Here is a 13,960-nt window from a genome sequence, read left to right as displayed (position 1 = left end):
ATTACTTTAGGCTACTTGCCATCGCGCATTGCCCTTCCCCGGTGAGATAACACATGGAATATGAACTCCAGGACATACGATCTTTCGTGAAAATCGCCGAACTCGGTAGTTTTCACGAAGCCGCCGACGCGCTGCACCTGTCGCAACCGGCCCTGAGCCGACGGATGAAAAAACTCGAGGAGGGCCTGGGAACCGCTTTGCTCGATCGCACGACCCGCAAGGTCAGCCTGACGAGTGTCGGGCGTGATTTTTTGCCCAAGGCACGGCGCCTGCTGGATGATTTCGACGACTCGATTCTCAACATCCGCGAGCTGGCGGAGCGACAGATCGGCCGGGTGACCTTGGCGTGCATCCCCACGGCGGCGTTCTATTTCCTGCCTTCGGTGATCCGCCTCTACAACGAGCGCTACCCGAAAATCCGCATCCGCCTGCTCGACCTCAGTGCCAACGAAGGGCTCGAAGCTGTATTGCGCGGCGAAGCCGACTTCGGCATCAACATGATGAGCGGCCAGCACCCGGACATCGAGTTCGTGCCCCTGGTCAACGAACCCTTTGTGCTGGCCTGCCGGCGCGACCATGAATTGGCTGAACGCAGTGCGGTGACCTGGTCGGAACTCAGTGATTATCGGCTGATCGGCGTTGGTCGCCTGAGCGGCAACCGCATGCTGCTGGACCACGCGCTGTCGGGCCTGAGTTGGCGTCCGCAGTGGTTTTACGAAGTGCAGCACCTATCGACATCGCTAGGATTGGTCGAGGCTGGCCTCGGCGTGTCGGCGATGCCCAGCCTGGCGATGCCGGCCGGGGATCATCCAACGCTGGTCAGCGTGCCGCTGATCGAGCCGGTGGTAAACCGCTCGCTGGGCCTGGTCTACCGCCGGGGCGCATCGCTCTCCCCGGCCGCGGAGAAATTCGTCTCGATCCTGCTTGAGCAGTGGCCGCAATGAAGCGAAAGCCTCCACACCGCCAACGCGGCGAGGCTGATCAAGGCGCCTAGCAGGCTGACCGCGATCCAGCCCCGCAGCGCATAAACCTGGGTCGCGGCCGCCGCGCCCAGCGCGCTGCCCGCCGAGTAGAAACACATGTACGCGCCGACCATGCGACTTTGCGCGTCGGGCCGTGCAGCGAAGATCAAGCCCTGGTTGGTGACATGCACGGCTTGCACCGCGAAGTCGAGCAACACCACGCCGCACACCAGTGCGATCAGCGAGCTCTCGGTAAACGCGATGGGCAGCCAGGAGAGTGTCAGGAGCCCCAGCGACCAGCCCGTAACGCGTTGTCCAAAGCCTTGATCGGCCCAACGACCGGCTCTTCTAGCTGCCAGGGCCCCAGCGACGCCGGCCAGGCCAAACAGGCCGATGGCCGTGTGTGAAAGCGACAGCGGCGCGGCGCTCAACGGCAGCACCATGGCGGTCCATAACACCGAAAAAGCCGCAAAGATCAGCAAGGCCAGCAGCCCCCGGGTCCGTAGCACCGGCTCGGTCATGAACAGCCTGAACAGCGACCGGATAAGCGCCAGGTAAGGCTGCCGGTCAGGGGACGACACAGCGGCAGGCACCACTGCCCAGAACACTGCCGCGATGCCCAGCATCAATCCCGCGGAAACGAAATAAACCCCGCGCCAGCCCGCCAGATCGGCGATCACTCCAGAGGTAAACCGCGCCAGCAGAATACCCAGGACAATGCCGCTGGTGACGGTTCCCACGGCCTGCCCCCGTTGGGAAGGCGTGGACAGCACGGCGGCATAGGCCACCAGCACTTGGACAACCACCGCCAGCAAGCCCATCACGATCATCGCCGCCAGCAACGCCAACCAATGCTGGGCGGCACCGACGACCGCCAGCACAAGCGCGGACAACACCAATTGGGCGAAAACCAGTCGTTTACGATTGACCCTGTCGCCCAGCGGGACGATGAACAGCAACCCCAGCGCGTAACCCACCTGGGTAGCCGTCACCACCACCCCGATCAATCCTGACGCGACGCCCAGGCTCTCGGCCATCGAGGCGAGCAAGGGCTGGGCGAAGTAGACATTGGCGACGGCCAGCGCGCAGGTCACGGAAAACAATAAGGTGAGTGCCGGCGAAAGCCCTGGGCATTGGTGATTTCTCGAAGGCTGCGGGGTGAAACAATCGACCTCTGCTGTCATGCACGTCTCCTTTGGCGCTAAACTGGTTTCAATTGAAAACCTGAGTGGATTGTTGCCTGATCAGGTTTTAATTTGCAACCACAGACATCGACCGGACTTGCGATCCTTTTTCAGAAGGCCAATAAAATGGAAAACGCTTCACCGCAAAACAGCGAATGCCCGGTAGCCAGGACACTGGACGTGATTGGTGACCGCTGGTCGCTCATGATCATTCGCGACGCATTCGACGACATTCGCCGCTTCAGCGAATTTCAAAAGAGCCTGGGCGTGGCCAAGAACATTCTGGCTTCGCGACTCAAGGCGTTGGTCGAGGTCGGGGTGTTCGACGTTCAACCCGCGTCCGATAGAAGCGCCTACAAGGAGTACGTCCTGACAGAGAAAGGCCGGGAAATCTTTCCGGTGGTGGTCAGCCTGCGACAGTGGGGCGAACGCTTCCTGTTCGAGCCGGGAGAAACGCGTTCCGTGCTGTTGGACAACACGTCCGGGCAGCCCCTCATGCCGATGGATGTTCGCTCCTCAAGCGGTCAGAAACTCGGACCGGCCGATTGCCACAGGGTGAGGCTCATTGCCGACAACCCGACGTGAGATCGATCGTCCCTATCCCTTCAGTACCAGCGACATGCCCGAGTACCTGGCGCACATGAAATCGACAAAGGCTCGCACCTTCGGCGCCGCAAGACGCCTGGACGTGTGCAAGACCCAGAGTTCGGCCTCCTTCCCCGATACCGTGCCCCACTGGACCAACTCGCCACTGGCCAACGGGTTCCAGGCCATCGACTGCGGAATGAGGGCAGCGCCACCACCGGCGATGGCCGCATCGCGGATCATCAGGAACGAAGAGAAGCGCAGCTTGGGGACCGGCTCCAGAATCAGGCTGCCGCCATCGAGCGTCCACTGGGTGGGCTCGAAACTGGACATCACAATGCCAGGAACTGAGCGGATGGCGCCGGGTGCTGGCCGAGGTAATCCAGGCGCGGCCACTACCACCAGACGGTCCTTGGCGAAGCAGCGACCGACTAAATCGCTGTCCGGGCTGGGGTTGATCCGGATGGCGACATCAAATTGTTCCTCGACCAGATCAACCACGCGATCTTCCGCAATCACCTCGATCGTGACGTCGGGATAAGCCGCACAAAATGCTGCACCGATGCCGCCCATCGCCAGCTGCGAGAACAGGACCGGGGCAGCGACACGCAAGCGTCCGCGAGGCGTCGATGCGCCCTCCTTCGCCGCCGCCATGGCTTCGGCCACCTCGGCCAACGGCCCTTCGGCCCTGCTCAACAGCAGCTCTCCAGCCTCGGTGAGTTTCAGCCCACGGGCACTGCGCTCGATCAGCCTGACGCCCAGTTGCTCCTCAAGGTCGGCAATGCGGCGCGACAAGGTGGCCTTGGATATTCCGCTCGCACGGCTTGCTTTTCCCAAGCCCTCATTCGTTGCGACGAGGGTGAAATCGATCAGCGCGTTCAGGTTCATGCTGTTCCACTTTTGAAACGGAGTGTCTACATCCTGGCGTCTTCGTTTTGTTTCTGCAACGGAATATCGTTTGAACATCGCAACGGGCCGACAAGGCCGTGGCGGACTTTTCTGGCTACCCACCCTTTTGCAGGAGATTCAACATGAGCATTCTCGTTACCGGCGCCACGGGCACCATCGGTTCACTCATCATCCAGCGCCTCGCCGACGCAGGCGCCGACGTCAAAGCCCTCGTGCGCCAGCCGGGCAAGGGTACATTCCCGGCGGGCGTCACTGAAGTCGTTGCTGATCTCACCGACGTCCCTTCGCTGCGCAACGCACTGGCGTCGGTGCGGACGCTGTTCCTGCTCAACGCCGTGACCCCCGACGAGGTGACCCAAGCCCTCATCACCTTGAACCTCGCTCGCGAGGCCGGCATCGAGCGCATCGTCTACCTGTCGGTGATTCACGCTGACAAGTTCACCCATGTTCCGCACTTCACCGGCAAGCACACGGTCGAGCGCATGATCGAAAGCCTCGACATGCCTGCAACCATCCTGCGCCCGGCGTACTTCATGCAAAACGAATTAATGGTCCAGCAGACGATTCAGAACTACTCGGTGTACCCGATGCCGATCGGCTCGGCGGGCGTGTCGATGATCGATGCGCGCGACATCGGGGACATCGCCGCTGCCGAGTTGCTGCGACGCGACAAGGCACCTTCGGCCCTGGACCGTGTCACCCTGGAGCTGGTCGGCCCGCAAGCACTGACCGGCGCCGCCGCGGCGAAGATCTGGAGTTCCGCCCTGGGTCGCGAGATCGCCTACGGCGGTGACGATGTGGCCGCCTTCGAAGCGCAACTGGCCGCGTACGGTCCCGCCTGGCTGGCTTATGACATGCGCCTGATGATGTCCGGCATCCAGACGTTTGGCATGCAGGCTGCTGAAGGAACCGTGGAACGGCTGCAGGCGATCCTGGGGCGTCCGTTGCGCACCTACGAAGACTTCGTCCGCGAGGCCACCGCAGGAGTTTGAACAGCTGGGCAGTAAGCGCCAGGTCGGTCAGCGGATGACCGACCTGGCGTGCAACGAGCAAGGCTTGCTCCAGCAACGGCTACTCGCTAAACCAACTGGCGAATCCCCAGAGACAAAATCAAACCACCACACAGTCGATCAATTGCTTTTTTCATTCGGTCCAGGAATCACCACACCCGCCAGGTAGACCAAAAAAACTGTCAAGACAGCGGAACCGTCGATCATGTGCGTCCTCGCGAGGTCTGTGGGCGGTGATCGTCACCAAAAATACCGTATTGCTGCCCCACGGATTCAACCCGTCGAGGCAATACACCTACTCCTCGGCAGGCCTCATATGAAAAATCGTGTAAGGCAGGATCAGCGTATCGGCGACGATGCTGAAAGGAAGGTCGACGACGGCAAACGGTGCCAGTGCGCGTGAATACACGTCGTTGTCATTCGTCGAGGCCTTGATGATCTCGATATCGGTCGCCGCACCGCAGTAAGGATGGAGGCCGCAGAGCTGTCCCATGCCAAAGGTTTCGTTGGCCGTGGCGCATCCGCCCAGCAGCGCCATCGTCAAAGCCATTACTACGATCCGCATGTCGCGCCCCTCCCCCAGGAAAGGCCGGACTGTAGCATTAAAGCCGCCCCGACGGCTCAGTGCTCAAGGCTAGGCCCCAGCAGGGTCGCGAACCACTCGATGAACACCCCGAGCGTGGCTGCATCAATAGAAACGTTGGGTTGGCTGTATTCAGCCAACCCCAGGTTCTCCTGTAGGATGCACACTCTCTCAATCAGTCGCGAATGTGATCAATGGAACTGCACTCAATTCTCGCCTTTACCCTGGTCGCGGCAATCGCCATTGCCAGTCCCGGACCTGCCACCTTGATGGCGATCAATAACAGCCTGGCCTACGGGCCGCGTTACGCGGTGTGGTCGTCGGTGGGCAACGCCAGCGGGCTGTTCTGCTTGTCGGCCGCCGCCATGCTGGGGCTGGGCGCGTTGCTCGCCAGCTCCGAGTGGCTGTTCAACGCCGTGAAAGTCCTGGGGGCGGGTTATCTGTTCTACCTGGGCGCCAGGCAGCTGTTCAAAAAGAGCCCGATACTCGCGCAGGACGTGCAAGCGGACGGCACAATCAGCAAGCCATCGCGTTCAAAGCTGTACAAGTCGGCCTTCCTGACAGCCATCACCAACCCCAAGGCGACGATGTTCTTCACCGCCCTGTTCCCGCAGTTCATCGACCAGAGCGCCGCACTGCTACCGCAGTTCCTGCTCCTTACCTCGATCTTCGCAGGCTTGTCACTGATCTCCTTGAGCCTGTATGCCGCCATCGCGGCCCAGGCCAAAGGCGTGCTGAAACGGCCCGCGTTTTCCGTGTGGATCAGCAGGCTCGTCGGCTCGACGTTCATCTGCTTCGGTGCGGCCATTCTGGCGATGCGTCGGCCGGCCGTTTAGCAAGTACTTTCACGTACCCCGTACCAGGTATTCCGTGAGGGTCGCTGCACACGCAACGATTCCCTCATGGAGCACCATTTCAAACCCATGGGTATTTTCCGTTGGAATGGCGATGCACCCCACTCGCGCCGCCACTCCAGCACTCATGATGGCACTGGCGTCGGAGGCGAAATCCACCAGAAGGGCAACTTGTGGGTCATATCCCGAGCGCTGTGCGGCCTTGATCAGGGCGTCCACGACAGAGCGGGTGTAATAGCCCTTCTGATCCCCGGTGTTGATGATCGGGTCTGCCGATAAAACCGTCCCGTATTCCTCAAGTACCGGGCCCACCTCGACCGCGATGGTGGTGTCCCCCGGCACGCGGGCAGCGGCATAGAGCGCACCGGCGTTGGACTCCTCCTCAAGCGTCGTGCAGACGAACCAGACGTCTTGCTTGAGCTCATGCCGACGGTTTTTCAAGTGCTGTGCTGTTGTGATCACTGCCGCCAAGGGCGCCCTGTCATCCAGGAAATGAGCAGCGATTGAATCTTTCACTTGGAACGGCTGACGCCAATGCTGGCTAAGCACCACGCGTACGCCGGGTCGGACACCGGCGTCGGCCAGTTCCTGCGGCGAACAGCGGGTGATGACATGGACATCGCTCCACTTCACAGCCCCTGAAAGGACATCGCGCCCCTGCGCTGAACCACCACTGTTGTGCATGGAGCCATAAGACAGTACGCCGGACAGGCATTTGCCATCGCCGAGTATGTCCACCGGACACACGCCGAAGCAGATGGGCTGGGCACCGCCCAGTGCCACGACCTCAAGATTACCGTCGGGCCTGACTTTCTTCACGATCATGGCAATTTCATCAAGGTGAGCCATGACCCTGATGGGCGCTTGCAAAGAATCAGCGGTAGCCTTGATCAGGCCCCTGACATTGCCTGCCTCGTCGACAGAGATCTCATCGCAATGCTTGCCCAGCTCCCTGAGGCATATTTCCCGAACCTCATCTTCCTGCCCGCCGGGGCCGCGGGCCAGGAGCAATTCTTCGAGCAAGGGTTGAATGTCCATTGAAGGCATCGGTTATTTTCCTGTCACGACGCTTGAAAAACGTAGACCGCCTCCTCTGTTCATCCGTTCAAATTCTGCAGACGCCCAGGCATGGCGTGGTCAATCCAATTCAATACACCGGCCAGGTTTCAACAATCTTCCCGCCGCGCACGGCCAGCAAATCGCCAAATTGCAGCAACACGGATTCAGTCTGGGTCGGCCGTAAAAACACCTGGTCCTCCACGTTCAATCCTACGGCCGGCGAGCCGTTGACCATTTCCTGGTTGGAGCTGCGACCATAAAGCTCATTGCTTTGCAGCCCCTTGGGCGACTCGAACTCGGCCATCCAGTTACCGCCATAGAGGAAGAATGTCGCGCGCTGATTAGGGTCCCACCAGGAGAACAATCGGGACTTGTCATCCAGGGCTGGGAAATTGACGCCCCCCGTGCTCTTTAGCACAGGCGTTGCGATAAAGGCCGCCGGCACATGCTCGGCCAGCGATGGCAAGTCGTAATGGGTCGGCTTGAGAAACGCCGTCCCCACCGAGACCTCGCTGCTCAAGCGTTCCTGCTCATGTATACCGTAGCTGGGGCTGCCGGCCGTATTGAGCGTGAGCCCTTCGTGCCAAAGCGCGGGGAAGTGTTCACGCAGGTAATTCACATGGCCGTTGTAAATGACCATCACCTTGTCGAACAACGCCTGGGACGAACCCAGAACCCTGGGCACGCCCATGCCGACAAACGGGTCATACCCCATGAAACCTGAGAATTCGAGATGCTGCGGATGGGCACTGATCAGCGTCAGCATCTGGCCGAGTACCGCGTGGTCGGCGACTCCGCCGCGGTGCAGGCCGACGTCCAGCTCGATATTGATCCGCATCCGGATGCCCAGGCCTTGCGCCAAAGCCAGGTAATCCATCAGCCGCCGGGGAGTATCGAGCAGCCATTGCAGTTGCCTGGAAGGGTCGAAGGTTCCCTTGTGGGTTTGGTAAAACACCTCGGCCGAGCGAACCGGCAAAGGCTTGCCGAGCAAGATGTCAGCCTCGGGAAAGGTCACTGCATCGTGATTGAGAAACGGCTGATGAAACGACATCAGCCGCCGGGTATCGGTACGTTTGGCGATGTACGCCAACAGTCCCGGTGATGGCAGGGATTTCTCCACCAGGCGCAAATGTTTACCCCCGCGGGTAACGGATTGCTTGACCACATTGATATTGTGATCGAGCAGGTCCAGGTCAATCAGCATCACGGGGCGCATCGGCCCATGGCGCTTCAGCTCCTGGTTCAGCGCGCGGAAGTACGCGTTGTAAGGGCTGCCCCGATCACTCGGACGCAACAACGCCCCCGCCCCGACCATCAACACACCCACTGCTGCGGTGCCGAGCATAAAGGTTCTACGATTCATCAGGACGCTCCCCTCTGCGTGCGCAGTCAAGTGCACGTTACGGCAGCGGTACCCGGCTGTTGAGGCTATGGGAGGTCAGAAAGGGGACTTTGGCGGCCAGGCTTTGATCGAACCTCCTAACCCCTGGACGTTGCAATGAACCGTGAGATGGCCGCCACCACATCAGCGCCCCGTTCAAGATAGGGCACATGCCCGGAGTCCTCGATGAACTCGCCGCACGCATCGGGCAGTTGCTGCAGCAGGTTATCCAGGGTCGCCGGCAAGAACACCTGGTCATGCCGCCCCCAGATCACCAGCGTCTTGGCAGCAATCTGTGGCAACCGATCGAGCAGCACGTCCAGGCCTTCGTGGCGAAAATCCTCGACGACCCGCTGCACCGCAGCAAACCTCGACCTGCCGCTGGCCGCCATGGCCTGGGCCAAGCGCCCTCCTACCTTGGGCGGCGCCTTGAACACCAGACTCCAGAAGCGCTCCATCTCCTCGACCGTACGATAGCCAAACACCGTCCCTGCCCCTTGCAGGCTGGCTTTCAGCGTGGGGCCTAGCGCTTGCTCGCCCAGACCGGCCGGCGCCAGCAAGACCAACTGACTGACACGCTGCGGATGTTTGGCGGCATACAGGCCGGCCACGCACCCACCCAGAGAACTGCCGACCAGCACGAAGGGGCCCTCGACGAGCGTTTCCAGCAAGCCTTCGAGCTCCGCCAGCATTGCCTGGGGGCCAAAGCCGGCACCCGCCTCGTACACGGATTGGCCATGCCCCGGCAAGTCCACGAAAACGCAAGGGTGATGGCGCGCCATGCCCAGCATCGCAGGGCCCCACTGATCCTTGCTGGCGCCCAAGCCATGGAGCATGACCAGCGTCGGGCGCTGTTGCCGTGCGCGGTTTTGCAGATAAGCCAGGCGTCCATGTGTACCGGTGTGCCAGCGCAGCTTCAAACCGAACTGCCAGCGGTGGACCAGGCGCAAGGTGCCGAGCAGCAGTCGGTCAACGCGGTTCATCCGCCACTCCTTGTCCTTTGTTAGCCGCCTTGAGGAAGAATCTTGCTGGCAGGCGCAGTTGGCACAGCGCCACACCTGACAGCGTCAACACGGCGCCGATCACCAGGCGCTGGCTGAAACCTTCGGCGAGCATGACCTGGCTGACAGCGATCGCGAACACCGGCACCAGGAGCAGGTACGGGCTCAGTTGCTGCATCGAGTTGCGGCCGAGCAACCAGAACCACAGGCCGAACCCCAGCAAACCACCACTGAGCGCGGTGTAGAGCACCGCCCACCACGCCTGGGCGCTGGCCGTGTAGACGCGTGTCCATTGCTCGCCTTCCTGGACGAACGACCACAGCAACAGTTGCGGTGCGGCGATGACCGCCGTCCAGGCACTCAAGGCCAGCGGATCCAGGGGCCCGAGACGCTTGGTCAACACTGACCCTGTAGCGAATGCCAAGGCCGCCAGCGCCACCAGCAACATGCCGATGAACGTACCGCCCGCCGACGGCGTGGCCAGTAGCACCAGGACACCGGCGAACGCCAGCAGGATGCCCGCCAGGAGTCGCGGTTTCAGGACTTCCCCCAATAACGCGAATGCCAGGACGAGGGTAAACGGTGCCGCCAATTGATAAATGATCGCCGAGGTCGAGGCATCAACCCGGGCGATACCGCAATACAGCAAACCGAAATGCAAGGTCCCGGTAATCGTGGCGATCAGGGCCACGGACGCCAACTGTTCACGCTTGACGCGCTTGAGCAGCGGCAGGAGAAACAGCGCCATGATCGCGTAGCGCATGGCGACCATGAGGATAGGCGGCAACTCGGCGCCGCCGATTTTCACTGCGGTAACCTGCGCGCCCCAGAGAAACGCGACCAGTAACGCGAGCAATGAATCTTTCAATGGCATGTCAGTTATCCCTTCTGAAATTGAATGGGCCGCAGGATTCTTTCCGGCTTGCCTGTCGCAGGTGCCGGGGGGTTAAGTCGACAGTGATGCTCACAGAGCCGATCCAATGTCTCGCGCAGGGCCTGTTCCGCTTCAGGATCGTGGGCCAGCTGGGTCTGGAAGCACGGCGGAAATCCCGAGCCGACCAGAATCATTTTGTTGAGCAGCACGTTCAGCGCGACCTGGGAGAAAACCGCAGTGTGTCCATAGCGTCGGCCGACGACCGCAATCGCCGCGAGCTTGTCGCGCAGCGGACGCTCCCGAGGCCGCAGGAAGCCATAGCCGACTCGCTCCAGAAACGCCTGGAAGCGACTGTTGGTGCCGTAGGCATGCATGACGGGGAGATAGAGCACCGCATCGGCGCGGTCCAGCCGCGCCACCAACTGCCCGACGTCGTCCTGCACTTGGCAGTCCTGGTCGGAACAGGCGTTGTCGGCGTCGCAGTAATCGATCCGGTAATCCTTGAGCCAGATGTCATCGACCGCAACCTCCTCGCCCAGGTGGCGGCGCACCAGCGCCACCACCCGTGCACTGACACCACAAGGTCGGCTTGACCCGACAATGATGGTCAGATTCATGATTCAGGACGCCTCCCGCAACCCTTCTTCGCCAGCCAGGTAGGCACGCAGCGCTTCTTCCATCAACTGCCCGGTCAGCCACAGCGTGACCCGGGCCACTTCCTTGATCTGACGACGATCTTCTTCGGTCTTCACCGCACGTTGCATCGCCACACGCACTTCCTCGGCGTGCTTCTCGTCGATGGTCGAGTGGGCGACGAAGAAGGTCATCTGCTCATCCTTCAAGCCCAGGTCGGCGCGGAACCGCTCCAGGATCGGTTGGATGTGCTCGTAGACGTCCTCGGCCCAGTAGCTGTAGCCCAGGCGAGCGATCGGCCCCTTGCGGATAGCCACATCGTTGAGAAAGGCGATCAGGGCCTGGGTCGGCGCCAGGGGTGCCGGCATGGCCTGCGGCAGCAGCCCGACCGACTCCAGGTCACGCAGCACCATGCGCTCGTGGCCCAGCTCTTCCAAGGCGTGCTTGTAGACGAAGCGCAACAGCGTCGTGTCCTCTGGATTGGCACTGTAGGCGCAGGCGGCCTGGTTCACCGAGTTGTAGCGGGTGTAGTGGTAGACCTGCAGCATGAGCTGTTGGTAGAGGGCTGGCGGCGTCGGGTTGTCCAGGCTGAATTTCCAGTAGGCGCCCTGCTTGATCTGGGCCCAGCCCGCGTCGACGATAGCGTCGAGTTCCTTGAAGAATGCTTGCATTTCAATTGGCTCCTTTAACATTGAGGTAAACACTTTCGAGTTCCAGGTACACGAGGCTGTAGCGCCGCTCGACCTGTTCCCCGGTCCAGGTAACGTCATCCACCAGCACGCGCCCGCCCAGGCCGACATAGAGCGCAGCCAATTGGCCGCGGCACAGTGCCGAGATGAATCGCAGGTGGGTGTTGGCTTTCAGCCAAATGGCCGCTTGCAGGAGAAACAGGCGCAGGTGCCGACCGCCGCGGTATCGCTCGTCCAGCACCAGGCGATTGGCATCGAAGGCATCCGTCGATTGTTCGAAATAGGCCTGCACGTCGACCGCTCGCTCGACGAAGCTCAGGCCATGGCCCAGCGGCGTGACGCGCAACGTCCCGACCACTTCGTCGTTGTCCAGGTAGACCAGGTGATAGGACAAGGCGTCGCGCACCTGCTCCCTGCGCTCGAAGTCATCCTCCCGTGCCGGGTTGGTCCCCAGGTAGCGACTCCTGAGTTGCCGGACGGACTCGAATAGCTCATTGGCGTGGTCGATCACGCGAACAGACAGGCTCATCGCTGACCTCACTGGCCTTGACGCTGATCGACGATGCGCGCTTCTTTCCAACTGAACCAACTGCCAAGGTTCACGTGCTCGGCCAGATCGCCCACCACCATGACCGTGGCATCGACCCCCAGCCGTTCGCGCAGGCGCTCCTTGATCAGCAGCACCAGACGCCCACGATCGCCTTCGAAGAAGCGTGACATTTCCAGCTTGGCGATGACGGTGTCGCGATCATTGGCGCGGCTGAGGATGATCTGGTAACCCAGGCATTGTTCGACGCCTTCAAGCAGTGCCTGCTCGATCTGTGCGGCCGAGAAGGCGCGATCGTTCAGTTGCACGGCATCCTTCACCCGACCGACGACCTTGACGGTCTGGCGCATCGATTGCGGATAGCCGGGGCGCGACTGGATCGAGACCAGGTCACCCGTGCGGTAGCGAATCAACGGCTTGCTGCCAGGGATCAGCATGGTCACGCACAACTCACCGTCGCCGGTGCAGCCCAGACTTTCCCCGGACTTGGGATCGAGCACTTCGATGATGTAGTTGAGGCGATGCGGCACCAACTGGTCGTTGGCGTTGCAGGCCGCGATGATCATCGCTTCCTGGGAACCATACAGGCTGTTGTAGGCCTGCGCGCCCCACAGGCTGTAGAGGTTATTCTTCAATGCAGGGGTGCACAGCTCGCCGCTCATCATGAACGCGCGCAGGGCGAAGTCCTCGCGTGGGTTCAAGCCTTGGCGCTCGGCTTCCTTGGCCATGGCCAGCAACAGCCCCGGCGCCGATGCGAGCACGCCGATCCGCAGGTCCTTGAGCAGTTGCAGTGCCTTGGGCCAACCGATCACCGGCGAGTGCGGCCAGATCTTGGCATTGCACAGGTCGAGCTGGGTGCAGACATCGCCCAGGGTGTCACCGAAGGAATGGACCTCGGTAGGTCCCATGATGCCGACCACGGTCTTTTCGCCCGGGAAATGCTTTTCCATCACGGCCTGGTAGGCCATCGCCAACTGGCGATTGCTCGCGTAGCTTTCCTTGCGGTCCCGCGGGCATGGCGTGGCGGGCCCGGTGGTCCCCGTGGTCTCGTAATAGAAGATGCTGTCTTCCAGCGGGCCGGACAAGATGTCGAAGCCTGCCTCGCGCAGATCATCCTTGGTCGTGAATGGCAAGGTGGCGAGGTCATCCAAGGTCAGCGAACGCTCGTCGACCTGGGCAAGGTGCCTGGAATAGAACGGCGAAGACCGCTTCACGTGGCCGACCACTTCCCGCAACTGTGCCTGGTGCCAGGCCGCCAGCTCGGTGTCGCTGAGGACGTCGGTCCAATAGGCCTGATGAATCGGATCGTACCGTTTCTTGAATGTCTCTAAATGCTCTTTCATTTCAGCCGCTCAGGTTTGATGGGTTACTGGAACTCAACGGCCGCTACGTTAGTAACAGAACTTATAAATACCCAGCTGCGCTATCCCTCAGTTGTGCGCGCACGAGTTTCTTGTTAAAAGCACGCGCGGTTACATACGCGTAGGGATAGCGCTTCGCCCCGCCGACATTCAGAAAATGAGTGAAAGATTAATATTCCCTCAGCAGTTGACAGCCCCAGGGCACGCTGGTAATTTCGCCGAACTGCCAATTATTCCCGCAGTGCTTAGCCAAGACTGGGATGTCTAAAAATGTACTATCACCTTTCTGCTATCAGTTCCTCCCACAGCTATCCCGACAGCTGTTCCC

General features: G+C 61.0%; 15 protein-coding genes and 1 pseudogene. 4 read left to right on the top strand and 12 right to left on the bottom strand.

Translation table 11 applies throughout. The annotated features are described in order from the left end of the window. Positions 1–53: 53 nt before the first annotated feature. Positions 54–944: a LysR family transcriptional regulator gene (locus LQ215_RS02300; RefSeq protein ID WP_003200706.1), complete on the top strand. Its 891-nt coding sequence runs from the start codon at positions 54–56 to the stop codon at positions 942–944. Here LQ215_RS02300 and LQ215_RS02295 read toward each other — a convergent pair. After that, positions 869–2,146 carry an MFS transporter gene (locus LQ215_RS02295; RefSeq protein WP_230147234.1) on the bottom strand — a complete coding sequence of 426 codons (1,278 nt, stop codon included), beginning with the start codon at positions 2,144–2,146 and terminating at the stop codon, positions 869–871. The genes LQ215_RS02300 and LQ215_RS02295 overlap by 76 nt on opposite strands. Positions 2,147–2,272: 126 nt before the next feature. On the opposite strand from LQ215_RS02295, the gene LQ215_RS02290 reads away from it, so the two are divergent. Beyond that, the gene (locus LQ215_RS02290) at positions 2,273–2,731 is read left to right on the top strand and encodes a winged helix-turn-helix transcriptional regulator (protein ID WP_230147233.1); all 459 of its coding nucleotides are present in this window, start codon (positions 2,273–2,275) and stop codon (positions 2,729–2,731) included. A gap of 12 nt (positions 2,732–2,743) precedes the next feature. Here LQ215_RS02290 and LQ215_RS02285 read toward each other — a convergent pair whose 3' ends face one another. Beyond that, complete coding sequence (locus LQ215_RS02285; protein WP_230147232.1) at positions 2,744–3,619, bottom strand: LysR family transcriptional regulator; 876 nt, start codon at positions 3,617–3,619, stop codon at positions 2,744–2,746. 143 nt (positions 3,620–3,762) lie between these two features. Here LQ215_RS02285 and LQ215_RS02280 point away from each other — a divergent pair, with 143 nt between their 5' ends. Further along, positions 3,763–4,632: an NmrA/HSCARG family protein gene (locus LQ215_RS02280; protein ID WP_230147231.1), complete on the top strand. Its 870-nt coding sequence runs from the start codon at positions 3,763–3,765 to the stop codon at positions 4,630–4,632. Between the two features lie 153 nt (positions 4,633–4,785). Here the strand turns inward: LQ215_RS02280 and LQ215_RS29580 are convergent. Then, positions 4,786–4,857: pseudogene (locus LQ215_RS29580) on the bottom strand (LysE family translocator); the annotation flags it as partial. An 88-nt stretch (positions 4,858–4,945) separates the two neighbouring features. Continuing rightward, positions 4,946–5,200, bottom strand: a complete 255-nt coding sequence (locus LQ215_RS02275; RefSeq protein WP_230147230.1) for a YceK/YidQ family lipoprotein — start codon at positions 5,198–5,200, stop codon at positions 4,946–4,948. Positions 5,201–5,427: 227 nt separating this feature from the next. On the opposite strand from LQ215_RS02275, the gene LQ215_RS02270 reads away from it, so the two are divergent. Beyond that, positions 5,428–6,069 carry a LysE family translocator gene (locus LQ215_RS02270; RefSeq protein ID WP_230147229.1) on the top strand — a complete coding sequence of 214 codons (642 nt, stop codon included), beginning with the start codon at positions 5,428–5,430 and terminating at the stop codon, positions 6,067–6,069. 9 nt (positions 6,070–6,078) lie between these two features. On the opposite strand, the gene LQ215_RS02265 is transcribed toward LQ215_RS02270, so the two are convergent. From LQ215_RS02265 to LQ215_RS02230, 8 genes are all read right to left on the bottom strand, one after another. Continuing rightward, positions 6,079–7,125: a M28 family peptidase gene (locus tag LQ215_RS02265; protein ID WP_230147281.1), complete on the bottom strand. Its 1,047-nt coding sequence runs from the start codon at positions 7,123–7,125 to the stop codon at positions 6,079–6,081. 109 nt (positions 7,126–7,234) lie between these two features. Next, positions 7,235–8,440, bottom strand: a complete 1,206-nt coding sequence (locus LQ215_RS02260; protein WP_230147280.1) for a DSD1 family PLP-dependent enzyme — start codon at positions 8,438–8,440, stop codon at positions 7,235–7,237. 185 nt (positions 8,441–8,625) lie between these two features. After that, positions 8,626–9,510: an alpha/beta fold hydrolase gene (locus LQ215_RS02255; RefSeq protein WP_230147228.1), complete on the bottom strand. Its 885-nt coding sequence runs from the start codon at positions 9,508–9,510 to the stop codon at positions 8,626–8,628. Beyond that, a complete protein-coding gene (locus LQ215_RS02250; RefSeq protein ID WP_230147227.1) occupies positions 9,497–10,402 on the bottom strand; it encodes a DMT family transporter in 906 nt (301 codons plus the stop codon). Before LQ215_RS02250 ends, LQ215_RS02255 begins: the two co-directional genes overlap by 14 nt. 5 nt (positions 10,403–10,407) lie before the next feature. After that, complete coding sequence (locus tag LQ215_RS02245; protein ID WP_230147226.1) at positions 10,408–11,019, bottom strand: flavodoxin family protein; 612 nt, start codon at positions 11,017–11,019, stop codon at positions 10,408–10,410. Positions 11,020–11,022: 3 nt separating this feature from the next. Continuing rightward, complete coding sequence (locus tag LQ215_RS02240; protein WP_230147225.1) at positions 11,023–11,706, bottom strand: iron-containing redox enzyme family protein; 684 nt, start codon at positions 11,704–11,706, stop codon at positions 11,023–11,025. Between the two features lies 1 nt (position 11,707). Beyond that, positions 11,708–12,253 (bottom strand): acetyltransferase, encoded by a 546-nt coding sequence (locus LQ215_RS02235; protein ID WP_230147224.1) that lies wholly within the window; start codon positions 12,251–12,253, stop codon positions 11,708–11,710. Positions 12,254–12,261: 8 nt separating this feature from the next. Next, entirely contained in the window at positions 12,262–13,614 is a 1,353-nt protein-coding gene (locus LQ215_RS02230; protein ID WP_230147223.1) for a phenylacetate--CoA ligase family protein, read from the bottom strand. Positions 13,615–13,960: the final 346 nt, after the last annotated feature.

It is taken from the genome of Pseudomonas brassicacearum (assembly GCF_918698105.1).
Taxonomy (GTDB): Bacteria; Pseudomonadota; Gammaproteobacteria; order Pseudomonadales; family Pseudomonadaceae; genus Aquipseudomonas; species Aquipseudomonas brassicacearum_F.
The sequence above is the reverse complement of the archived record's forward strand: the minus strand, read 5'-3'. Positions and strand labels throughout refer to the sequence as shown.